Below are 21,927 nucleotides of genomic sequence, written 5' to 3'. Positions count from 1 at the left end.
CATGTCCGATCTCACCGCTTTTTCGGTTTGATGCTCGGTGTTTTTACCGCACTGTTTGCCCTGCTGCATCAAGCCGGTGATGCCACATTTGAAATATTGGATCGGGTGCCATGCCTGCAGTTTTTCTCGCTGATCGTTCTTTTCTTCAATTGCGCGGCCCAGATAGTCGCAATTTCCTCAACAACCTGATCACGGCTGATCTTGAGACCCTTTCTGACGGTTGCGCGGGCGTTGCTGCCTTGCTGACGCCACAGGGCAAAATTCTGTTTGAATTTCTCGTCTACCCGCAGGGCGCGGATGTTATGCTGGAGGTTGCTGCCAGCGAGGCAGAGGCGCTGATACGACGGTTGACTATGTATAAATTGCGCGCCGCAGTGACTATCACCTTGGAGTCGCAAGAGGGCGTCACCGTCTTTTGGGATGGTGGCGCAATTGAAGGGGCCTTTCAGGATCTGCGCTTCAAGGCGGCTGGCCTGACCGTGTGGCGCAAACCCGGCCACCATGGCAATGACGCCCCAAGCCTTTATACCGATCTTCGCATTGCCAATGGCATTGCGGAAGCAGGGCAGGATTACGCCTTGCAGGACGCCTTCCCGCATGATGCGCTCTATGATTTCAACGCAGGCGTCTCCTTCAAAAAAGGATGCTATGTCGGGCAGGAAGTCGTTTCGCGCATGCAGCATCGCAAGACGGCTCGTCGACGCGTTGCCATCGTCAGCGCAGAAACCGTGCTTGAGCCCAACGCTGGGGAGCTTCGCGCCAATGATCGTCCTGTCGGCATGCTTGGCAGCGCCAATGGTCAGCATGGGCTTGCAATTGTGCGGATTGACCGGATTGGCGATGCGCTGGCCTCCAGCCATCCCATCACCCTCAATGGCACGGCGGTGACCGTGCGCCTTCCGGCATGGACTGGCCTTGAATTTCCCACCACCCACGAAGATGTTGAATGACTGAGCGGCTTTCTTCTTCGCGTGCTTGGCAACGCATGCTTTCAGGCCGGCGGCTTGATCTGCTCGATCCATCACCGCTGGATGTGGAGCTTTCCGATATTGCCCATGGCCTGGCGCGTGTGGCCCGCTGGAATGGACAGACGGTGGGCGATCATGCTTTTTCGGTGGCGCAGCACTCTTTGGTGGTGGAAGAGATCTTCCGGCGCTGTGCGCCCAGCTTCTGTGCTGCCGATTTGCAAATGGCGCTGCTGCATGATGCCCCGGAATATGTCATTGGCGATATGATTTCCCCCTTCAAAGCGGTGGTTGGCGGCGGCTACAAGGTGGTTGAAAAGCGTTTGGAAGCCGCCATTCATCTGCGGTTTGGCCTACCGCCTCACCCCACCACACGCCTGAAAGCGCAAATCAAAAAGGCCGATTCGATTGCGGCCTATTTTGAAGCGACAGAACTGGCGGGCTTTACCCGCGCGGAAGCGGTCAAGATTTTTGGCCAGCCCCGCAACCTGACCGTGGAGATGCTGCCGATGGAGCCCATGCCCGCAATTGAGGCGCAACGCAAATTTTCCGAGCGGTTTGCGCAGATTGAAAGCTTGCGGCTGAGTGAGAGCCCGCGCAAGCCATGACCGCCATTGTTGTTTCACCATTGTCGCATATTGCTGAAATGGCTGTGCGCCACAAAGCGGAGGACATGATCAGCCTTCTGGCTGAAAATCAGAATTTCCATCGCCCGGCCGTTATCAAGGCAGATCGCCATCTAACGCTTGGCATGAATGATATTACCTTTGCCGGAACCGGCAAGCTGATCGCGCCGCAGGAAAGTCATGTTCGGCAGATTATCGATTTTGCGCGCCAATGGAACACGGCAGCACCACTGCTGATTCATTGCTGGATGGGTGTTTCGCGCTCACCTGCTGCTGCCATGATTGCCAGTCTGGCGATCTTCCCGGATGATGATGATCAAGCATTGGCGGCGCGCCTGCGCACGGCTTCCCCATTTGCCACCCCCAATATCCGCCTTGTCCAGATTGCTGATGATGTGCTGGGGCGAAAGGGTCGCTTTGCCGATGCCGTCAAGGCACTGGGTCGCGGTCAGGATGCCGATGGCAGCACGCCGTTTATCTTGCCCTTGCCGAAAGGATGATAGAAGCGGAAGACCCTGCTGGATCGTAAACAGGGCCTCCCGCCTGCCTCGGCTCAAAGCCGATTGCAACTATACGCATGCAGTCTGAGGTCATGACGATAGTTATGGCAAAATACGATATGGCAGGCAATTCACAGGTGCGTGTAGGGAGGCAAGATTGCAACAGACTTGTGCTGCAATGATCCGTCAGCCCATCATGTCTCCCTGTCGCTTATTGATGAAAGACTTCTAGGTGTTCAAAAAGCAGACCTCATGGTCCTCGTCTGTCCACAGTACTCCCAAAAGGTGTTTGGCGCATCTCAAACAATAATGGTCTGTTTAGGAGCTGTGGTGGTCTGGGCAAGTGTGGCCTTCGCCTCTCCCGTTTCATCATCCGTGTCACTCGCAGCGCGATAAGCCGCAATGACTGAACTCATCTGGTTGAGGACATCATCAAGGCTCACGGTGTCACTCTCGCCGTCCTTGTCCTTTGATAGAACACTGCTCAAACCTTCCAGATCCTGCAATTTACCTTTTGAATGCACGTGATGACCATTGTGTGCCTCCAATTGTGCCTCAGTCAAAGAGCCGGTCTTGTCCTTGTCGAGCTTTTCAAAATGCTTGTCAGCGGCGGCTTCCGACATGCCATGGGGGCGGGCTGCCGCAAATTCCTGTTCGCTCACTTTGCCATCGCCATTGGTGTCCATAGCTTGGAAACGGCTGTTTTGGCTGGCTCCGTCTGCGGAAGATGCCTCTCTCTTCGCCATGATCATCGACATCATGTCGTTTGAAAGCTGCGAAGCAACACTTTTGGCGGCATTATCGCTGGAAACGGTTGGATCCTGCGTCCGTGTCGAAGCCGCCAGTTCTTCCGCAGACACAACACCGTCGCCATTGGTATCAAGAGCAGAGGTACTAGAGATATATTGCGCCAGAGCTGAGCTGGCTGTCGATGAAACACTTGTCATACGAACCCCTATCAAGGTTGATCAATACCGCGCGCCGGGAGAACGCAAGACAAGCAGACGCATAAAGATGAGGTATCGTGATTTGCCGATAATCGTCAAAAGAAATTGTTATGCAATAAAACTTGTAACTGAATTGTGATGACCCATTGAGCCGGCATTCACCACGCAAGCTCAACATGCAAACAATGCAACTGAGATATTTATCGCGCGCCCTCTTTCCCTCTGCTTCGCCATCGTTGATAAGCAGAGCGCCCCATTTTTAGATCTAGGATATTCCATGCTCTCTCAAGCGTTTGCGCCTTGCCAGGATCTTGCAAAGTGGCTCTTGCCCCACGCCACGTCAGGCGATGACGGCTCTCACGATGCCGCCCATATTCTTCGCGTTTTCAAAAATGCCATGCGTATTCACGCCAAGGAGGGCGGCGAACGCGATGTTCTTGCCAGCGCCGTGCTGCTTCATGATTGCGTGTCGGTCGAAAAAAACTCCCCGCATCGCAACAGCGCATCCCGCCTTGCAGCCCAAAAGGCTGAAACCATCCTGGGCGAAGCAGGCTGGCCCGAGGCCAGAATCGAGGCCGTTTTTCACGCCATTCTCACCCATAGTTTTTCGGCCAATATCGAGCCGCAAACCCTTGAGGCCAAAATCCTTCAAGATGCTGACCGGCTGGACGCCATTGGCATGGTGGGAGCCGCACGCTGCTTCTATATTGGTGGTCGTATGGGATCATCTCTCTATGATCCTTTTGATCCAACCGCAAAAAATCGCGCCTTAGACGACAAACGGTTTGCCATTGACCACTTTGAAACCAAGCTGTTCACACTGGCAGACGGCTTCAAAACCGCAACCGGGCAGACTTTGGCGCGCGAGCGCCATCAGCGCTTGCAGCATTTTCTAACCCAATTTCTTGATGAGATCTGAGGACCGCCATGAAAATCTCCGCACTCGCCATCTACCCTTTGAAAAGTGGGCGAGGCATTGATCTTGCCGAAGCGCAGATCACGGCCCACGGTCTTGTGGGCGATCGCCAATTGATGCTTGTCTCTCCGTCGGGAGATTTTGTGACTCAACGGGAGCTTCCGGCCCTTGCCGGTGTGAGCGTCCTCTATGACGGCACCTCCTATCACGTCAGCTTTCATGACGGCAGACGCACACAAACGCCGAGTTTCATTGCGCGCAAACAGGTGACAGTATGGCGTAATACGGTTGATGCGGCCGTTGCAGACGACGCCACCAATCAGGCGCTCAGTGAATGGCTTGGCCAACCGCTCGAACTCGCCTTGTTTGATGATAAAGCCCGGCGCATGGCCAATGAAGAATGGGCCGGACCAGACACGCCGGTGACCTTCACAGATGGCTATCAGGTTTTGATCACCAACACGGCATCGCTTGCGGCGCTGAATGCCGATATGGAAGCGCATGGAGAAGGCAGCGTCGGCATGGAGCGCTTTCGCGCCAATATCGTGATCGATTCGGACCAACCTTGGGCCGAAGATCATTGGGCAAGCCTCACCATTGGCGACATTGCCTTTGACCTCGTCAAGCCTTGCACCCGCTGCATCATGACCACGCAAGACCAATCCCTTGGTGCCCGCACCGGGCCATCCCCCCTTGCCGCTATGGGACGGCTGCGCATGTCTGCCGATCCACGCGTGCGCGGCGTTTTGTTTGGCTGGAATGCTGTTCCCCGCACAGAGGGCACGATTCGTGTTGGCGATCATGTTCAGGTGACAAAAACACGTCCTGAAGGCTTTCCACTGAAGCGTCGCGGCTGAGTGGCCTCTTTTAAATTACGTATTTTGTGGGATCAAGGAGAGCAGCACGTTCTCCTTTTTCCAGGATTGGCTGTTGTTCAACCGATCCTGATTGTCCGCACCATGTCATAAATGACGGTGTTGCGAGTGTTTAAGGGGCCTATGCCCATCAATATTTATTGAATTTCATGCCATAGTTTTGCAGAAATCTGATTTTTACCGCAATGCAAAACCTATCTTGTGAAATGCGGCAATTCGGATTCATTTTGCCACGAAACCTTCACAATCCATCCATCACAAAAAATTATTTTGTTTTTAACCGAGCGCCTATTGACGAATTCGCCACGCACACCTATTTTCCTGATCATCGGGAAAAGACCGATAAACCGTAACCTCGAGCCAGATCAGAGATCGGCTCCAATGCAAGGAGGAAAAGCACATGCGACTATTCGCGCAAACCGCAAAATACTCCTGGCATCTATGCCCGCTCAGCATCAACCAAGTGGCATCCAAACGCACATCACTTGGCTTCGACAACTGTCGAATGTGATTCTCTCGTAAGAGCATAAACCATCACAATCGAATTGAATGTTGGCCCGCAAGTCGTAACGCGGGCGGGGAAACTATTATGGAAAAGCAAGTCATTGAATATGCAGGCGTTCCTGTTGGAATCAGCGTTCCCGAAGGCAATCGGGTAAAATTCATTGCTGTCAAATTTCCAGTGATTGATCTGGATGGCGGCATTTACAGCAGCGTTGCAGACCTGCAACGCGCTATTCGCACCCACATGAAAAACAACCAGAGCAACACTCAGGATGGCATTGGCGGATTGTCCTGGACACCGTCCAACGCCCGCAACGCCTTTAGCGCGGCCTGACAAAACCCATCACGCGCGGCAGCAATCGCAATGCCGCGCGGCTCATACACATGGCGTTCCAGAAAATATCCGGTCAGACGAAATGCCTGCGTAAGCGACGTAAAATCAGCCGCTTGCGGCAGTTCCTTGCGCAAGAATGACGGCATCACCAGCATTTTATCGGCATAGGGTTGGCCCGCGGCACGGCAGACGGCGCGGCCACTTTTGGGCGATACAAATGCCAGATCCTCTTGCTCACCGGTGGCAACGCAACGGGTGAGATCCAGCCCAAAGCCGAGATGATTGAGAACGGCAAGCTCGAAGCGAACGAAAAGTTCGCCCGCTGCGCGAGGCTCATGCAGGTTTTCCAAAATGATATCCATGGACTCATAGAGGTGGGCATGCGGCTCGCGCTCCGGCAACAGCCGCAACAACGCCGCCAGCGCCTGAACGCCATAGACGGAGGTTGCCGTTTCCATCAAATGCCCGGCGCGAAGGCGCACAGGTTCCATGCGAAAATCGCCAAGATGCTCTTCAAGCCGCGCACGCCATGTGACATCAACCACGTTGCCGGGCTGCAAAACGGGCTGCATTGTGCGAGAACGTCCGCCGCGCACCAGTCCAAGGTGACGGCCACGGCTGCGCGTCATCACCTCGGCCACCACACTGGTTTCGCCGTGACGCCGCACGCCCAAAATAATCGCGCTATCATTCCATTCCATGGTCACGCTTTATAGCAAACAAGGTGGGTCGGCCCATAGAAAAATAAACTGCGTGGTTGCGTACAGGCCCTTTCCCCGGCATTCGTCTCAATCTCCCTTCAGCCAGCCCTTTACAGCGCCTCTCACCATATATGGCGCACAAAGGACGCTGGAACGTTTTAAACCTCCTGCATAATTTTCTGCCTAAATCGATTCCGGTTTGAGGATTTATGCAGTAAGGACTATGCAACAGCCGATTGAAGACACGAGACCGGAAAGCCCGAAAATGGCAGCCAATCCTCCGCCTGCGGGCACCCCTGAACACATGCCCAGCTTTTTGACAGCGCTGCCAAAGCCTTTGAAATGGGTGCTACTGATTGCACTTTCAACCTTGCTGGTGGCAGGGATGGAATATGTTCGCATGCCCGCAGCCCTTCTGCTTGGCCCGATGATTGCAGGCTTGCTGCTTGCCACCAACGGAGCCCAACTCACGTTACCGCGCCTTCCCTACACGGCCGCGCAAGCCTTGATCGGCTGCGTCATTGCAAGCTCGCTCGACAAACACATTATGATGCGCTTTCTTGAAGAATGGCCACTTTTCTTGGGGGCGGTGCTGGCCATTGTCGCCATGAGTTCGCTGCTGGGCTACATCATGGCACGGCGTCAAATCTTCCCCGGAACAACGGCCGTCTGGGGTACATCAGCGGGTGGTGCCTCGGCGATGATTCTAATGGCAGAGGCCCATGGAGCCGATGCCCGCCTCGTTGCCTTCATGCAATATTTCCGGGTGGTATGCGTGGCCTCAGCCGCCGCCGGTGTTGCGGCCTACATGTTTAACGTCAGTGGCGCACAGCACCCGCCTTTGGTGTTTTTCCCGCCATTTGACTGGGTAGATCTGATCAAGACGTTGCTGCTGACCGCGATTGCTTCTTACATCGGCAAGGTCTTGAAAATACCCGCAGGCACGATGATTGTTCCCATGCTCAGCCTCGCGGTTTTGCATGCCTTTGATCTGGTGAATATCGTGCTGCCGCTCTGGTTAATGGCGATGGCCTATGCCGTTATCGGTTGGCGCATTGGCCTTGCCTTTACCCGCAGGCTTTTGCGCCACGCCGCCAAGGCAGCACCACAAGTGGCCCTGTCGATTTTTATCTTGATAGCCTTTGGTGGCTGCCTTGCTTATCTGCTTACCACCACCATGGATATCGATCCCCTCACCGCCTATCTGGCCACGAGTCCCGGCGGGTTGGATTCCGTCGCCATCATTGCCGCGACCACCCATGTCGATATGCCATTTGTGATGGCACTGCAAACGGTGCGGTTTCTGGTGATTTTGGCGCTGGGACCACATATCTCCCGCTTCATTGCCAAAAAAATCAAGGTGTGAAATGACAAACGCCCCACGCCTTGAAAGGCATGGGGCGCTTATAAAAGCAAAAATTATCGGAACATCAGTCGCGCGGGAATTCCAGACCCATTTCACGGAAGCGCTCAGGGTCATCGCCCCAATTTTCACGCACTTTCACAAACAGGAAGAGATGCACGGTCTGCTCCAGAATTTCGGAAAGCTCCTTGCGTGAGCCGGTCGAAATTGCCTTGATCGCATCGCCGTTTTTGCCCAGCACAATCTTTTTCTGACTGTCCCGCTCAACGTAAATAACCTGCTCGATGCGGACGGAGCCGTCTTTGCGCTCTTCCCATTTTTCCGTCTCGACGTGAGAGGAATAAGGAAGCTCCTGATGGAGGCGCAAGAAAAGCTTTTCGCGGGTGATTTCGGCCGCCAGCTGACGCAACGGCAAATCCGAAATCTGATCTTCCGGGTAATACCAAGGGCCTTCCGGCAACGTCTTTGCCAGATAATCCATCACATCGTCACAGCCGGAGCCGTTGGTTGCCGAAATCATGAAGGTGCGTTCAAACTTCACCGCTTCATTGGCGGTGGATGCCAGCTTCAGCAAATCCTCATGGCGCACCTGATCGATCTTGTTCAGCACCAGAATTTTCGGCTGGTGCACATCTTTCAGTGCCTCCAGAATTGCCTCACCATCGCCACGCAGACCGCGCTCACTGTCAATCAACAGCAAGATCATATCGGCATCCTTGGCCCCGCCCCATGCGGAGGTGACCATGGCACGATCCAGCCTACGGCGCGGCTTGAAAATACCGGGCGTGTCCATAAACACGATTTGCGCATTGTCATGAATGGCAATGCCGCGCATCACGGCGCGGGTGGTCTGCACCTTATGGCTTACGATGGAAACCTTGGCACCGACGAACCGGTTGACCAAAGTGGACTTACCAGCATTGGTTGGCCCGATCAGCGCCACAAAACCCGAATGGGTTGGGCGCACATCACTGGCCGCGGCATCATCAGTGGGTTGGTCTTCAAACTCAGTCATCTTTTTCCAATCAATGTGACGTGCCGGATTTGACCCAGACACCTTCGCGTTCAAGCAATCGCGTTGCAGCAACCTGTTCCGCCGCTCGCTTTGAGCGATCAACGCCCGTTTCAGGCGCAAGGTTGCCGACTTCAACCGTCACCGTAAAGCGCGGATCATGATCCGGTCCGGAGCGATCTGCAATGCGATAAACCGGGGTCGCTGCAAATTTTGCATGCGCCCATTCCTGCAATTCCGTTTTAGCGTCGCGCCGGCCGGCATCTTCGCCCGCTGCGCGCTCTGCCCAAAAGCGCAAAACAAAGGTGCGCGCTGCCTCAAGCCCTGCGTCGAGATAGATCGCCGCAATCAGGCTTTCGACCACGTCGGCGCGAACGTTGAGCATATTCTTGCCAGTGAGCTTTTTAACATCAGCGCCGGTGCGAATAAAGCGGTGCAGTTCAATCTCGTCCGCAACGGCCGCACAGGTCTCGGCACTCACCAACTGGTTCAGGCGTACGGAAAGCTCGCCCTCGGTGGCGGCGCGGAACTCCTTAAACAGGTGCTCCGCCACGCAAAGACCCAAAACCCGATCACCCAGAAATTCCAAGCGCTCATAATCGCCGCCCTTTGCCGGACGGGCGCTGGAATGGGTCAGGGCCTTGTCCAGCCTCTCCTGATCAACAAAGACATAGCCAATGGTGGTTTGTACTTTATCGCGCTCGTCGGCGCTCAGGGCCTTTGGTGGCTTCATTGGACAGCCTTGAAAAAGCGATCGAGACGAATATTGGAAGGCCACTTCCAGATCTGGCTGAAGGGCGTGTCATTGCCAAGCGAGAAGAAAATAACGGAGGCGCGACCCACCAGATTTTCAGCGGGCACGAAGCCAACGTCAAAACGGCTGTCAGCCGAGTTATCACGGTTGTCACCCATCATGAAATAATGGCCAGCGGGCACAATAAACTCGCGCGTATTATCGCCGGGAGAAAATTGTGTCTCGTCCAGCGTGTCATAGGTGCGACCATCATCCAGCGTTTCGCGGAACACCGGGATCGCGTGACCGGGATCATTGCGGTAATCGGAATTGAATGTGCCGTCTGGCACCTTGGGAACCGGCTTGCCATTGATGAACAGCACGCCATCCGTCACCTGAATATGATCACCTGGCAGGCCCACAAGGCGCTTGATGTAATCAATGCTTGGATTGGGCGGAAAGCGGAAAACCACGACATCGCCGCGCTTTGGCTCGCTTTGAAAAATGCGACCCTCAAACAGATCGAGCGAAAAGGGCAAGGAGTATTTCGAAAAGCCGTAGGCGAATTTATTGACGAAGATATAATCGCCCACCAGAAGCGTCGGCATCATCGAGCCGGACGGGATGGTGAAGGGCTGGAACAATACCGTGCGGATCACCGTTGCCAGGATCAACGCTTGAATAATGACCTTGATATTTTCCCAAAGGCCACCTTGCTTCTTTTCGACTTTATCCGTCACGCCGGTCTCTTTCATAATACGTCAATTGGAAGCTTATCTAGTCGGTTCCAACAGCGGCGGCAACGGCAAAACCACGAGATCACGCGCTTGCGACCAATATCGGCCCGCAAATTTGCACTTACACCGCCACGCAACAGGCACGCCAGCAGTGTTGATCTTTCTATAAGGGAAAAATGGAGAGCAATCTCTCCACAAAAGCGAGCGTCTAGCACCCGCACGCATCAGCATCATGAGCCGATGATAGTCACGCGCACGATGATTGCCAACGCCCCAAACCATAGAGATGGAACAAGCAGCCATTGCGCTAATCTCCTGCGCTCAATACCGATTGAGCGCATATCATTTAGCATCGTCATAAGCCTCAAAGGTCTTGCCTTCGCGGCCCTTCACAAAGGATGGACAATCCATCCATCCTAAACTCTCTCAACAAGCCTCGGCAAAACCGAGACTTCACTCTTTATACCGCCCAAACCCACCGATTTTCGCAAATCAGCCATGCATGAGACGTATAACAGTTAGCGCGTGCGACGGAACAGGCCACTGTCGATTTCGCGCTGGCGATATTCCAGATCAACGCGATCGTGTGCTCCGTTCAAATAAGCCATTTCACGATCCTGAATGCTAGGAACGCTGAGAGCGCGGGCAAATCTGCGAATTGGTCCAAACATTGTCTTACCTCGTTTGTTTCAAGTTCATGAGCACAACATAATGCTGCTGCGCACAAACGACCAGACACAAGGTCAAGCACCAGCCATGCAATAAACGCATACCAAATTCAAAATTGAGAGAGAAAACGGCAAAGAAGCCTGAAATTTAAGCACTCAGATCGCAAAGCGCCCATGCCGCCTGCATTTCGCCTTTTCGCGGCTGGCAATGCATGATGAGGAAAAGCTCAAAACGGAAATGGCAAGACTGCCATTTCCATCCGCATCGGCTTTATCCGAAAACCGGTTCCCACTTTTCGGACCGATGCATTGGTTTTCCCGCCGCATCGGGTTTACCCGAAAACCGGCTTCCACTTTTCGGACCGATGCGGTGTCAATCGTAAATCCGCTTGACGGTTGCCACACAATCCAGCTCTTTCAGTTGCACCAGCAACTGATTGAGCTGGCGCAAATCCCACACATCGAGATCAAACGCCATTTCGCTGAAATCTGCGGCCACGCGCATCATGGTCAGCAGGCGAATGTTAATGTCCAGACCTGCGATCAGCTGGGCCACCTTGGCCAGCGTGCCCGGCTCATTGATGGCATTGACCATGATACGGGCATTGAAACGCGATTTATTGGCCAGATCCAGATCCCAGCGCACGTCTATCCAGCGCTCTGGCTCGTCATCAAACTTCTGCAATGCCGAAGCCTGAATTGGATAAATGGTAATGCCCTGCCCTTCTTGCATGATGCCGACAATGCGATCCCCCGGCACAGCACCGGCAGGCGAAAAATGCACATCCGGATTGCCGACAAAACCACGAATAGGCAGCGGTGCCACATTTTCAGGGCTGTCAGCCAAAGCGCCCGCGCCGCCATCGACCGGCTTTTTACCCTCGGGCAATTTAAACATCACGCCATTGGCAGAGCGCATATTGAACCAGCCATCATCCATGGATGGCTTCACCGTCACGCGCTCGTCCTGATAATCCGGGAAGACGGCTTTGACCACATCCAGCGATGACAGCTCGCCACGCCCCACAGCTGCCACGGCATCCTCGACATCCTTGTGGCCCAAGCGATGCAAGACAGGCTTCAAAACCTCTTTCGAAAAGGTCTTGCCCGCCCGCTCAAAGGTGCGCTCCAGAATACGATGGCCAAGGCCGGAATATTGCTTGCGGATGGCCATGCGGGTGGCACGGCGAATGGCGGCGCGGGCCTTGCCCGTCACCACAATTTCTTCCCAGGCAGCCGGCGGCACCTGCACGCCTGAACGAATGATTTCCACCTCATCGCCATTGGCAAGGCGTGTTACCAGCGGCATGATCCGCCCGTTGATTTTGGCCCCAACCGTCGTGTCACCAATATTGGTGTGCACGGCATAGGCAAAATCAATCGGCGTTGCCCCGCGCGGCAGCGCAATCAACTTGCCCTTGGGGGTGAAGCAAAACACCTGGTCTTGAAACAATTCCAGCTTGGTATGTTCCAGAAACTCTTCCGGATTGTTGGCCTCGGAGAGCGCTTCAATCGTGTGGCGCAGCCAGCTATAGGCGTTGCTCTCGCGTGAGAGCAGCTCACCTTCCGTGCCACCCTCACCATCCTTGTAAAGCGCATGGGCGGCAATGCCGTATTCGGCAATTTCATGCATGCGTGACGTGCGAATCTGTAGCTCGATACGCTGGCGCGACGGACCCACGATGGTGGTGTGCAGCGAGCGATAATCATTCTGCTTTGGCGTGGAGATATAATCCTTGAACCGGCCGGGAACCACACGCCAACGGGTATGAACAATCCCTAACGCCCGATAGCAGGACGCAACATCACCGACCAGAACACGAAAACCATAGACATCGGAAAGCTGCTCGAAGGACAGCGACTTCGACTGCATCTTGCGAAACACCGAATAGGGCTTTTTCTGTCGGCCTTTCACCTTGGCCTGCATCAACCCATTGGCCACAAGCAGCTCGCTCAACTCGGCTTCAATCTTGATGATAAGGCCTTCGTTGCGCCGCGAGAGGTCCTCCAGCCGCTTTGTTACCGTGTCATAGGCTTCCGGATTGATGTAGCGGAAGGACAGATCTTCCAGCTCATCACGCATATCCTGCATGCCCATGCGCCCCGCAAGCGGCGCATAGATTTCCATGGTCTCTTCAGAGATGCGCGCCCGTTTGTCAGGGCGCATATGCTCCAGCGTGCGCATATTGTGCAGGCGGTCGGCAAGCTTGACCAGCAGCACGCGCACGTCATCGGAAATCGCCAACAGCAGTTTGCGCAGATTTTCGGCCTGCTTGGCCTTTTTGGTTACCAGATCCAGCTTTTTCAGCTTGGTCAGGCCCTCGACCAGCCGACCAATGTCCTCGCCAAACAATTCGTCAATTTCGGCGCGGGTGGCTGTGGTATCTTCAATGGTATCATGCAGCAGCGCAACCGCAATTGTCGACTCGTCGAGATGCATCTCGGTGAGAATGGCGGCCACTTCCAACGGATGGGAAATATAGGGGTCGCCGCTTGCGCGCTTTTGTTGACCATGCTTTTGCATGGCATAGACATAGGCCTTGTTGAGCAATGCCTCGTTTGCATCGGGCTTATACTGCTGCACCCGCTCCACGAGCTCATATTGCCGCATCATTCCAAGGCCACTCCTTCAAAGCATCACACCGAAAAGTAAAAACCGCATTCCGGAAGATACGCTGCGAAAACAATGAATTAGAGCATTTCAGTGGCCCGATGAGACGCTAAAATCCTCTAAAACGAAAAGCGCGCCAGCCTGAATGGCTGACGCACATTATGATATTTGAACGGCCAATAGGCCAAAAACGTGACGACGATTAATAGTCGTCGCTTTTTTCCGGCGGAACAAGGCCTTCGATACCGGACAACAGCTCTTCTTCCGACATCTGGTCGAAAGCAATTGTTTCCGGCATGTCGTCGTCTTCTTCGGAGCGCGCAGCAAGCTGATTTTCGCTGGCACCGTCATGCTCAGGCTCATCCACTTCAACATGCTTTTGCAACGAGTGGATCAGGTCTTCCTTCAAATCGTCTGGCGACAGGGTTTCGTCCGCAATTTCGCGAAGCGCAACAACCGGATTCTTGTCGTTGTCACGATCAATGGTAATGGAGCCACCCTGAGAAATCTGGCGGGCGCGATGGCTTGCCAACAACACCAGCTCGAAGCGGTTGTCGACCTTGTCGATGCAATCTTCCACGGTAACGCGTGCCATGGTGAATCCTTCTTTCAATATTTCTTACCCAAGGGATTGACAGACCGGATACATGTATTGTCGCCAGAGTTCAAGTTTTTCCTCACGACAGACTTTTTTTGCGTGGTTCAACCTTAGTGCGGCAAAAAAGCCTAGAATTTTAAATATTCAATCCAGAGGCGCTTGGAATTTCTGCTAGCCCAAGATAGATGTATCTTATATGATTAAATCATAATACACTCGTTCGGCAAATTGCGGGCCCAAACGACCTAGCCTTAAAGCCTCAGTGTAAAAAACAAAAGGATGTTGCAAATATGTTTGACCCTCGGGAAAAAATTGCGCTGTTTATAGATGGCGCGAATTTATACGCCGCCTCCAAAAGTCTCGGTTTTGATATTGATTATCGTAAGCTGCTCAAGGCATTTCAAAAGCGTGGTTACCTGCTGCGGGCTTACTATTACACAGCTTTGATTGAAGATCAGGAATACTCATCTATTCGTCCGCTGATCGATTGGCTGGATTACAATGGCTATAAGGTGATCACCAAGCCAGCAAAAGAATTCACCGACTCCATGGGCCGCCGCAAAGTCAAAGGCAACATGGATATCGAACTGGCGATTGACGCCATGGAGCAATCAGAAACCGTCGATCATCTGGTGATTTTCTCGGGCGACGGCGATTTCACAACACTGGTTGAAGCCTTGCAACGCAAGGGTCGCAAGGTGTCTGTTGTATCCACCATGGCAACACAGCCGCCGATGATTGCCGATGATCTGCGCCGACAGGCCGATCATTTTATTGATCTGGTATCTTTGAAAACCGAAGTTGGCCGCGACCCGAGTGAACGGCCGCTGCGCGTGACAGATCCAATGATGGTTGAACCAACCGTTTAACTGGATTTTCCGATCCGGCATCGGCCATGACACTGCCGCGCTCCCAAACTGCGGAGCAGGCCATCACTTAAAAGTTGCAGCCCCGAAGACATATTTTGTGATCGGGGCGCTTTATACTCGAAATGAAATTTTAGCGCTTGTTATCATAGATATAAGCATAAATTCGGCGTGCCAGCCGGTTGCAACCAGCCCGCAACGCACTTGATTGTTATCAGATTGTTAAACGTGGAGTCGTAATCCAGTCTTGGGAGATGATACCCTCGGCGATAGCGTGCTTGCGTGACAGTCTGTTAGGACTGCCCATCCCTTGCACTGTAAGACCCCTTGTTGCGGTATTCTATACGCAGTCCATGCGATGTGCAGAAGGTACCAAAACACCTCGGTTTCGACGATATGGCGCATGAAGTGCCGCATATTTCAGTCAACTTTTGACCCAGGGTGCTTTCAATGAGCAAAACAATCAATGAGCAAGACGAGCTTAACAAGCGGCTCAACTTTTTAAACATCACCCAGAATGATCTTCAGATCGTTGCCAAGCTTCGACCCGTGATTGCCGACGCTATCGGGCCAGCGCTTGACGTCTTCTATCGCACCGCCAAACAATATCCGGAAGCAGCGCGCTTTTTCTCAAGCGACGCCCATATTGATCACGCCAAACAAAAGCAGATCAAGCATTGGAGCCACCTTCTATCCGGCAAGGTTGATAGCAACTACGTCGCATCGGCCACAACCATTGGCCAGACCCATGCACGCCTTGGGCTGGACCCGCGCTGGTATATCGACGGATACGGCGTGATTCTGGCAGGCCTGACAACCGCGGTCCTTGAAGAAGAAATGCGTGGCACAGTGTTTGGCAAGCGCTTTCAGGGCGCGATTGCCAAGATCTCGGCTCTGGTCAGAACCACCATGCTGGATATGGATTACGCCATCTCCACCTACGGAGATGCCTTGGCCGAGGAGCGCGCAAAGCTTGCGCAGGAGCGTGCGCAGATCGCGCAAGAGCAGCAAGAGGCCCTCACCGCTATCGACAATGCCCTGGCCGCCTTGAGCAAGGGAGATTTGACAGCCACCATCAATCAACCCCTATCAGAGCATTACGAAGGCTTGAGACAGAATTACAACAAGGCCATTGCAGCTTTGGCCAATGCCTTCCAGGAAATCACCCATGAGGCGGGACAGGTAACGGCCAACACCCGCGAGCTGACCCGCGCAACAGATGATATGGCCAAGCGCACCGAGCAGCAGGCCGCAGCCCTGGAAGAAACCTCGGCAGCCCTGGAGCAGATCAGCGTCATTTCCAAGCAATCTGCCCAGCGCAGCGGTGAGGCACAATCTGTTGCATCTCATGCCGCCGATTCGGCCAGCAAGTCGAGCTTGATCGTCAATGATGCTGTCAACGCCATGGGTGCGATTGAGGAAAGCTCCAAGAAGATCTCCTCTATCATCAGCGTGATTGATGAAATCTCCTTCCAGACCAACCTTCTCGCCCTCAACGCCGGTGTTGAAGCCGCCCGCGCCGGTGAAGCCGGAAAGGGATTTGCGGTTGTTGCACAGGAAGTGCGCGAACTGGCGCAACGTTCAGCGTCTGCAGCCAAAGAAATCAAAGGCTTGATTGACCGCTCATCTCAGGATGTTGCCAATGGCGTCTCGTTGGTCAATCAAACGGGCGCAGTGTTGCACACCATCAGCGAGCAGGTGCGCGAAGTGAATGGCCATATTGTTGCCATTGCGCAATCGGCGCAGGAGCAAGCGTCTGGCATTTTGGAAATCAATGCCGCCATCAGCAGTATGGATCAGTTGACCCAGCAGAACGCTGCCATGGTGGAAGAAACCAATGCGTCAACCCACACCTTGCAGGGCGTTTCTGATCACCTATCGTCGTTACTGGCCCGCTTCCAGACCCACAGTGCAAGCGCTCACGCCTCGCGCTCCAACGCCTATCATCAGACTTACGCGGCTTGATCCATACCATTTTGAAAAACGGGCATATCCATGCCCGTTTTTCAGCGGCACAGGTTACGCAAAGGGCATAAGACATGGTCATGCTATTCAAACGCCCCACCCATGACCACCTTTATGCCGCCCTGGTTGCCAAAGATGCTTCCTTTGACGGCTTTTCCTACGTCTGTGTCACCTCGACGCGGATTTTTTGCCGCTTTTCCTGCACGGCCCGCAAGCCAAAGCAAGAAAATTGCCGCTTCGAAGATACGATTGCCGCCTGCCTTGAAGGTGGCTTTCGGCCCTGCAAACGTTGCCGCCCCCTGCTGTCTTACGGCGCACCGGAGCCGGTGGCCAAACACTTGCTGGAGCAATTGGAGGCCGACCCTTTGCGTCGCTGGGGTGAGCGCGACATCATTGGTCTTGGCCATGACCCATCCACAGTGCGGCGCATTTTCAAACGTCGCTTTGGCATGAGTTTTCTGGAAATTGCCCGCTTGCGGCGTGCCAGCATTGGTGCCGATTCCCTGCTTACAGGAGAGCGCGTCATTGATGCCCAATTGGAGGCTGGATATGAATCTGGAAGCGGCTTTCGCGCCGCCATCACCCAGCTTTTTGGTACAGCGCCTGCGAAGTTAAAAGATGCCAGCCTTCTCAAAGCCGATTGGCTGGAAACACCGATCGGGCCCATGTTGGCTGTGGTCGACGACCATGCACTGCACCTTCTGGAATTTGCGGATCGCCCAGCTTTGCCAAACGAATTGCATCGATTAAAGGCGAAAAACAGCGCGGGTATTGCGCTGGGAAGCAACACGGTGACGGAGCAAATTGCATCTGAACTGGATGGGTATTTCAAGGATGCCACCACCCCTTTCAAAACGCGTCTGGCCAATCATGGCACCGAGTTTGAGCGAGAAGTTTGGCACGCTTTGCGGCTGACACCAGCGGGTGAAACCCATAGCTATTCGCAGGTGGCCGCAGCCCTTGATCGCACCTCCGCAGTGCGGGCGGTGGCGCGTGCCAATGGGGCCAACCAAATCGCCATTGTCATCCCCTGCCACCGTGTGATTGGCGCAGATGGAAGCCTCACCGGGTATGGCGGCGGCCTATGGCGCAAGCAATGGCTTTTGAAGCATGAGAGAAAACAATCAAAAATTGATCACGGTTTTGAATGAAATTCATTCGAAACATTCGTTAGACGAAGAGTGACGATTGCGGCATTTTGCCGCCAACAGTCGCGCAGACCCGTCTCGCGCTTTCTTTCAACCCAAAACCTTTTCTCCGACAGTGCGCTGCTCAACAGCGTGCGGTCTCTTTTCGTGCCCACTTGAGAGGATATAGCCATGAGCACGGCAGATAAAACGACAAACAACAATGCCAACGTGATCAGGACTTCCCTGCGCGCGCGCCTTGTTATCGGTTATCGCTGGGCTTTTTCGGTGTTGTCACGTCGCAGCTCTTCCAACGCCGGCAATGACTTGCAAGGGCTAAATGCCCATCAATTGCGTGATCTGGGTCTTGAAGCCCACAGGGATGACGTGACATCGGACCATATGAAGCTTGAACAGGCAAAGCTGAATGCCCTGCTCCTGCTCATGGGCGTCAATGGACGCTAAAGCTTTGGTTCAAAAATTGGAATCGGCTTTTGTTCCAAGACTCAAACTTCGCGCAGTCACGACCTTCACCACGGGTTAAGATCGTGACTTTTGCTGAAGCTGTGGCCTTATCGGGCCGCAGTTTAGGCCGCGTAGCGCGTGAAGGACAGGGCTGCCTGTCCCTGACCTGTGATGGAAAAGCGCTGAATGAGCTTTGCCAGTTCGATTGAGCGGGCATTCATTTCATTCACCGCTGCGGTTGATTCCTCCACCATCGCAGCATTCTGCTGGGTTACCTGATCCATATGGTTTACGGCCGTGTTGATTTCATGCAAACCCGTGGCCTGCTCGCGGGCAGAGGCGGCGATGTCGGTAATCAGCCGGTCCATTTCCGTGACCTTGCCAACGATGGCGGTCAATGTCTGGCCGGTCGATTCCACAAGCGTCACCCCGCGCTCCACCTGCTGGGTGCTGGTGGCAATCAGGCCACGAATTTCCTTAGCAGCATCGGCCGAGCGCTGTGCAAGCGCGCGCACTTCCTGCGCAACAACCGCAAAACCCTTGCCCGCCTCGCCCGCACGCGCGGCCTCAACGCCGGCATTCAACGCCAAAAGATTGGTCTGGAAAGCAATTTCGTCAATCACCGAAACAATCTGGGTAATCTGGCTGGAACTGGTCGCAATCTCGCTCATTGCAACCTCGGCCTCCTTCATGATCTGGCTGGATTTTCCGGCCTCGTCCTTGGCGCTTGCGGCCACTATCGTCGCCTGCGATGCACCTTCCGAGGTCCGGCGCACCGTCGCCGTAATCTGATCAAGAGCCGCTGCCGTTTCTTCCAGCGAGCTTGCCTGCTGCTCTGTTCGGCGCGACAAATCGCTGGTGGAGGACGAAATTTCCTGCATACCGCGACAAATGTCTTCCGAAGTCTGAGAAATGCCCAGCATGGCCTGACGCAGCGCCTCGGCCGCATTGTTGAAATCCCGGCGCGAGCCTTCGTGTTTTTCCGGCAAAGGGTCTGTCAACTGTACGGAGAGATTGCCAGACGCCAAGCTGCTCAGCGCTTTTCCAAGGATTGCCATCGCACGGCTGTCGGCTTGTGCATCTTCTGCGCGTTGCCGGTCGAACTCTGCCCGTTGTTGCTCGGCGTCCGCGTTCATATCATCAATCAGACTATGAACGGCCACCGCCACATCCGTATAAAGGCCTTTCATCAAGGTGCGAATGAAGGCTTCGCGCTTGCTGGCGCTCCAGCGCGTTTCCTTGAGAACAGCCAGCGTCCATTCGATGGCGTAAATTGAACAGGCATCAACAATGAAGCGGGTAAAGCCGATTTTATTGCTGATTTCGCGAATGACTTTGCCTTGCGTGTCAAAATACTCACGCTTGAACTCGCCCTCACACAAGCGCCTGAATTTTACAGCCTCTAGGCGCAACAACTCTTCGGGGACCACAACCGTTGTCGGATCGAACGATTTGAAACATTTTACAGCGACGTCGCGAATATGCTTTTCGAGATGTTCAAAAAGCTCTTCGCCGCGTCTGCGCTCTTCGCCAACCCAAGGCTTAATTTCATCCTCAATCTTGCCCATTATCAAAAGATCCTCTTTGAAAATATATTGACTGAGCTCCTTAGAGGAGAATGATTTCGACTTCCTAAATCGAAACATCGTATCTTTTAAAAAATGACATAGTTTTAAATACTTACCGCATCAGATCGCAAGCCGGTTCGCACGTTTCGGCCCGATGCCGCAAAGCCCGGCTCTGGGTCTCCATTAAGCCGCGCAGCCGTTTCGCGAATTTTCGGCGCAGAGTGCCCACCACAAACAAAAATGTCGCCTGCACATGCAGACGACATTTGTACCAACAGATCAATAGAAGCCTTCCGACCCGCCAATCAGCCGGTTTTTAACAGACGGCTCTTTTGCCGGTTCCAATCGCGTTCCTTCTCGGACTCGCGCTTGTCGTGCAGCTTTTTGCCCTTGGCCAGCGCCAGCTCCAGCTTTGCGCGACCCTTTTGATTAAAATAGACCTTGAGCGGCACCAGCGTCATGCCATCACGGTTGATAGCAGAGCGCAGACGATTGATCTCGCGCTCCGTCAAGAGCAGCTTGCGCCGACGCCGTGGCTCGTGATTGAAGCGATTTGCCTGCAAATATTCGGGCAGATGCGAATTGATCAACCAGATCTCGCCGCCCTCGTCCGATGCGTAGGATTCGGCAATATTGGCTTTGCCCTCGCGCAAGGATTTAACCTCGGTGCCGGTCAAGACCAGTCCCGCCTCATAGGTATCCACAATCTCGTAGTTAAAGCGGGCCTTGCGATTTTCCGCGACGATCTTGTTTATGCTGCTCTGGCTGCCTCTGGGTGCCATAGGGTCAAAGTCCAATCCGCCCGGTACTTTTCATTGTTTCCGGACGGCGGGCTCCCGATCCGGCTTGCTTTATTTATTTAGTACACCCAGGCCCAAAAGGGAAGAAGCCGGGGCACGGCCTCCCCCCGATAAACATCAATGGCAATCATCAATTCAACAGGCCAGCGTGTTGCAAGGCCGCATCAATGGCAGCCGCTGTTGATGCTTCAATGTCCGTGACCAACGGCAAGCGGACCGCATTGCCCATGCGTCCAAGGCGCGACAAGGCATATTTTGCACCACACACACCCGGCTCGATAAAGATGGCCTTGTGCAGCGGCATCAACCGATCCTGATATTCAAGCGCTTTTTTGAAATCGCCCGCAAGCGTTGCCGCCTGAAACTCGGCGCACAAGCGCGGAGCCACATTGGCCGTCACCGAAATGCAACCAACACCACCATGCGCATTGAAGCCAAGCGCCGTGCCATCCTCGCCCGAAAGCTGGATGAAATCCTTGCCGCAGGTGATCCGCTGTTCTGAAACGCGCTCCAGCTTGCCGGTCGCATCTTTCACGCCAATGATGTTTTTATGCGCATGGGCAAGCTTGCCCATGGTTTCCGGGCTCATATCGATCACCGAGCGTGGCGGAATATTGTAGATAATAATCGGCAGGGATACGGCGTCGGCAATGGCCGAGAAATGCGCGATCAAGCCCTTTTGCGTCGGCTTGTTATAATAAGGTGTCACCACCAGCAGGCCATCAGCACCCGCCTTTTCGGCAAACTGAGCTAAATCAATGGCTTCGCGCGTGTTGTTGGAGCCAGCGCCCGCGATCACCGGAACCCGTTTTGCAGCAGTTTCAACGCAAAGCGCCACCACACGTTTGTGCTCATCATGGCTCAGGGTTGGCGATTCGCCGGTTGTACCAACAGGCACGAGGCCTGTGCTACCCTCAGAGATCTGCCACTCAACGTGGGCGGCAAAGGCTGCTTCATCCACCTTACCGTCCTCGGTAAATGGGGTGACAAGTGCGGGCATGGAACCCTGAAACATGCATAGACTCCCAACAGCCGCATTCATTCTT

At 54.1% G+C, this 21,927-nt stretch carries 22 protein-coding genes; 11 read left to right on the top strand and 11 right to left on the bottom strand.

Annotated features, from left to right (window positions below; all coding sequences use genetic code 11):
- The first annotated feature begins 110 nt into the window (after positions 1-110).
- The 3 genes from ygfZ to BJF95_RS15645 are packed head-to-tail and all read left to right on the top strand — an operon-like array spanning position 111 to position 2,091.
- Positions 111-950, top strand: a complete 840-nt coding sequence (gene ygfZ, locus BJF95_RS15655) for a CAF17-like 4Fe-4S cluster assembly/insertion protein YgfZ (RefSeq protein WP_075640422.1) — start codon at positions 111-113, stop codon at positions 948-950.
- On the top strand, positions 947-1,573 hold the full coding sequence (locus BJF95_RS15650; protein ID WP_075640421.1) for an HD domain-containing protein: 627 nt from the start codon (positions 947-949) through the stop codon (positions 1,571-1,573). The genes ygfZ and BJF95_RS15650 overlap by 4 nt, the downstream gene beginning before the upstream one ends.
- Positions 1,570-2,091, top strand: a complete 522-nt coding sequence (locus BJF95_RS15645) for a tyrosine phosphatase family protein (protein ID WP_075640420.1) — start codon at positions 1,570-1,572, stop codon at positions 2,089-2,091. The genes BJF95_RS15650 and BJF95_RS15645 overlap by 4 nt, the downstream gene beginning before the upstream one ends.
- 299 nt (positions 2,092-2,390) lie before the next feature.
- On the opposite strand, the gene BJF95_RS15640 is transcribed toward BJF95_RS15645, so the two are convergent.
- Positions 2,391-3,038 carry an EF-hand domain-containing protein gene (locus BJF95_RS15640; RefSeq protein ID WP_075640419.1) on the bottom strand — a complete coding sequence of 216 codons (648 nt, stop codon included), beginning with the start codon at positions 3,036-3,038 and terminating at the stop codon, positions 2,391-2,393.
- Positions 3,039-3,315: 277 nt separating this feature from the next.
- On the opposite strand from BJF95_RS15640, the gene BJF95_RS15635 reads away from it, so the two are divergent.
- From BJF95_RS15635 to BJF95_RS15625, 3 genes are all read left to right on the top strand, one after another.
- Positions 3,316-3,957, top strand: a complete 642-nt coding sequence (locus BJF95_RS15635) for an HD domain-containing protein (RefSeq protein ID WP_075640418.1) — start codon at positions 3,316-3,318, stop codon at positions 3,955-3,957.
- Between the two features lie 8 nt (positions 3,958-3,965).
- Entirely contained in the window at positions 3,966-4,811 is an 846-nt protein-coding gene (locus tag BJF95_RS15630; protein ID WP_075640417.1) for an MOSC domain-containing protein, read from the top strand.
- Positions 4,812-5,418: 607 nt separating this feature from the next.
- Positions 5,419-5,667, top strand: coding sequence for a hypothetical protein (locus BJF95_RS15625; RefSeq protein WP_075640416.1), 249 nt, complete (start codon positions 5,419-5,421; stop codon positions 5,665-5,667).
- On the opposite strand, the gene recO is transcribed toward BJF95_RS15625, so the two are convergent.
- Positions 5,601-6,368 (bottom strand): DNA repair protein RecO, encoded by a 768-nt coding sequence (gene recO, locus BJF95_RS15620; protein WP_075640415.1) that lies wholly within the window; start codon positions 6,366-6,368, stop codon positions 5,601-5,603. The genes BJF95_RS15625 and recO overlap by 67 nt on opposite strands.
- A gap of 265 nt (positions 6,369-6,633) precedes the next feature.
- On the opposite strand from recO, the gene BJF95_RS15615 reads away from it, so the two are divergent.
- Entirely contained in the window at positions 6,634-7,734 is a 1,101-nt protein-coding gene (locus BJF95_RS15615) for an AbrB family transcriptional regulator (protein ID WP_210187744.1), read from the top strand.
- Positions 7,735-7,798: 64 nt separating this feature from the next.
- Here the strand turns inward: BJF95_RS15615 and era are convergent, their stop codons facing one another.
- The 6 genes from era to rpoZ form a co-directional block, all read right to left on the bottom strand.
- Positions 7,799-8,746: a GTPase Era gene (gene era, locus BJF95_RS15610; RefSeq protein WP_075640414.1), complete on the bottom strand. Its 948-nt coding sequence runs from the start codon at positions 8,744-8,746 to the stop codon at positions 7,799-7,801.
- Between the two features lie 10 nt (positions 8,747-8,756).
- Complete coding sequence (gene rnc / locus BJF95_RS15605; RefSeq protein WP_075640413.1) at positions 8,757-9,476, bottom strand: ribonuclease III; 720 nt, start codon at positions 9,474-9,476, stop codon at positions 8,757-8,759.
- Positions 9,473-10,216 (bottom strand): signal peptidase I, encoded by a 744-nt coding sequence (lepB, locus tag BJF95_RS15600; RefSeq protein ID WP_075641063.1) that lies wholly within the window; start codon positions 10,214-10,216, stop codon positions 9,473-9,475. The genes rnc and lepB overlap by 4 nt, the downstream gene beginning before the upstream one ends.
- A gap of 515 nt (positions 10,217-10,731) precedes the next feature.
- Complete coding sequence (locus tag BJF95_RS15595; RefSeq protein WP_075640412.1) at positions 10,732-10,884, bottom strand: DUF3563 family protein; 153 nt, start codon at positions 10,882-10,884, stop codon at positions 10,732-10,734.
- Between the two features lie 370 nt (positions 10,885-11,254).
- Entirely contained in the window at positions 11,255-13,495 is a 2,241-nt protein-coding gene (locus tag BJF95_RS15590) for a RelA/SpoT family protein (protein WP_075640411.1), read from the bottom strand.
- 199 nt (positions 13,496-13,694) lie between these two features.
- A complete protein-coding gene (gene rpoZ, locus BJF95_RS15585; protein WP_075640410.1) occupies positions 13,695-14,087 on the bottom strand; it encodes a DNA-directed RNA polymerase subunit omega in 393 nt (130 codons plus the stop codon).
- Positions 14,088-14,380: 293 nt separating this feature from the next.
- On the opposite strand from rpoZ, the gene BJF95_RS15580 reads away from it, so the two are divergent.
- The 4 genes from BJF95_RS15580 (at position 14,381) to BJF95_RS15565 (ending at position 18,513) form a co-directional block, all read left to right on the top strand.
- Positions 14,381-14,959, top strand: a complete 579-nt coding sequence (locus tag BJF95_RS15580) for a LabA-like NYN domain-containing protein (protein WP_075640409.1) — start codon at positions 14,381-14,383, stop codon at positions 14,957-14,959.
- Between the two features lie 447 nt (positions 14,960-15,406).
- Positions 15,407-16,921, top strand: a complete 1,515-nt coding sequence (locus BJF95_RS15575) for a methyl-accepting chemotaxis protein (protein ID WP_075640408.1) — start codon at positions 15,407-15,409, stop codon at positions 16,919-16,921.
- A gap of 80 nt (positions 16,922-17,001) precedes the next feature.
- Entirely contained in the window at positions 17,002-18,072 is a 1,071-nt protein-coding gene (locus BJF95_RS15570) for a bifunctional transcriptional activator/DNA repair enzyme AdaA (protein ID WP_075641062.1), read from the top strand.
- 168 nt (positions 18,073-18,240) lie between these two features.
- A complete protein-coding gene (locus BJF95_RS15565; protein ID WP_075640407.1) occupies positions 18,241-18,513 on the top strand; it encodes a hypothetical protein in 273 nt (90 codons plus the stop codon).
- A 122-nt stretch (positions 18,514-18,635) separates the two neighbouring features.
- On the opposite strand, the gene BJF95_RS15560 is transcribed toward BJF95_RS15565, so the two are convergent.
- From BJF95_RS15560 to dapA, 3 genes are all read right to left on the bottom strand, one after another.
- A complete protein-coding gene (locus BJF95_RS15560) occupies positions 18,636-20,081 on the bottom strand; it encodes a methyl-accepting chemotaxis protein (RefSeq protein ID WP_075640406.1) in 1,446 nt (481 codons plus the stop codon).
- A gap of 305 nt (positions 20,082-20,386) precedes the next feature.
- A complete protein-coding gene (gene smpB / locus BJF95_RS15555; protein WP_075640405.1) occupies positions 20,387-20,863 on the bottom strand; it encodes an SsrA-binding protein SmpB in 477 nt (158 codons plus the stop codon).
- A gap of 148 nt (positions 20,864-21,011) precedes the next feature.
- Positions 21,012-21,896 carry a 4-hydroxy-tetrahydrodipicolinate synthase gene (dapA, locus tag BJF95_RS15550; protein WP_075640404.1) on the bottom strand — a complete coding sequence of 295 codons (885 nt, stop codon included), beginning with the start codon at positions 21,894-21,896 and terminating at the stop codon, positions 21,012-21,014.
- Between the last annotated feature and the right edge of the window lie 31 nt (positions 21,897-21,927).

Source organism: Rhizobium oryziradicis, assembly GCF_001939045.1.
GTDB classification, from domain to species: Bacteria; Pseudomonadota; Alphaproteobacteria; order Rhizobiales; family Rhizobiaceae; genus Allorhizobium; species Allorhizobium oryziradicis.
Note: the sequence above shows the minus strand (reverse complement) of the source record. Positions and strands in the feature narration are given on the sequence as shown.

Coding starts and splice junctions, on each gene's coding strand:
- ygfZ (WP_075640422.1), top strand. CDS start 111: ATGCCTGCAGTTTTTCTCGCTGATCGTTCTTTTCTTCAATTGCGCGGC.
- BJF95_RS15650 (WP_075640421.1), top strand. CDS start 947: ATGACTGAGCGGCTTTCTTCTTCGCGTGCTTGGCAACGCATGCTTTCA.
- BJF95_RS15645 (WP_075640420.1), top strand. CDS start 1,570: ATGACCGCCATTGTTGTTTCACCATTGTCGCATATTGCTGAAATGGCT.
- BJF95_RS15640 (WP_075640419.1), bottom strand. CDS start 3,038: ATGACAAGTGTTTCATCGACAGCCAGCTCAGCTCTGGCGCAATATATC.
- BJF95_RS15635 (WP_075640418.1), top strand. CDS start 3,316: ATGCTCTCTCAAGCGTTTGCGCCTTGCCAGGATCTTGCAAAGTGGCTC.
- BJF95_RS15630 (WP_075640417.1), top strand. CDS start 3,966: ATGAAAATCTCCGCACTCGCCATCTACCCTTTGAAAAGTGGGCGAGGC.
- BJF95_RS15625 (WP_075640416.1), top strand. CDS start 5,419: ATGGAAAAGCAAGTCATTGAATATGCAGGCGTTCCTGTTGGAATCAGC.
- recO (WP_075640415.1), bottom strand. CDS start 6,368: ATGGAATGGAATGATAGCGCGATTATTTTGGGCGTGCGGCGTCACGGC.
- BJF95_RS15615 (WP_210187744.1), top strand. CDS start 6,634: ATGGCAGCCAATCCTCCGCCTGCGGGCACCCCTGAACACATGCCCAGC.
- era (WP_075640414.1), bottom strand. CDS start 8,746: ATGACTGAGTTTGAAGACCAACCCACTGATGATGCCGCGGCCAGTGAT.
- rnc (WP_075640413.1), bottom strand. CDS start 9,476: ATGAAGCCACCAAAGGCCCTGAGCGCCGACGAGCGCGATAAAGTACAA.
- BJF95_RS15595 (WP_075640412.1), bottom strand. CDS start 10,884: ATGTTTGGACCAATTCGCAGATTTGCCCGCGCTCTCAGCGTTCCTAGC.
- BJF95_RS15590 (WP_075640411.1), bottom strand. CDS start 13,495: ATGATGCGGCAATATGAGCTCGTGGAGCGGGTGCAGCAGTATAAGCCC.
- rpoZ (WP_075640410.1), bottom strand. CDS start 14,087: ATGGCACGCGTTACCGTGGAAGATTGCATCGACAAGGTCGACAACCGC.
- BJF95_RS15580 (WP_075640409.1), top strand. CDS start 14,381: ATGTTTGACCCTCGGGAAAAAATTGCGCTGTTTATAGATGGCGCGAAT.
- BJF95_RS15575 (WP_075640408.1), top strand. CDS start 15,407: ATGAGCAAAACAATCAATGAGCAAGACGAGCTTAACAAGCGGCTCAAC.
- BJF95_RS15570 (WP_075641062.1), top strand. CDS start 17,002: ATGCTATTCAAACGCCCCACCCATGACCACCTTTATGCCGCCCTGGTT.
- BJF95_RS15565 (WP_075640407.1), top strand. CDS start 18,241: ATGAGCACGGCAGATAAAACGACAAACAACAATGCCAACGTGATCAGG.
- BJF95_RS15560 (WP_075640406.1), bottom strand. CDS start 20,081: ATGGGCAAGATTGAGGATGAAATTAAGCCTTGGGTTGGCGAAGAGCGC.
- smpB (WP_075640405.1), bottom strand. CDS start 20,863: ATGGCACCCAGAGGCAGCCAGAGCAGCATAAACAAGATCGTCGCGGAA.
- dapA (WP_075640404.1), bottom strand. CDS start 21,896: ATGTTTCAGGGTTCCATGCCCGCACTTGTCACCCCATTTACCGAGGAC.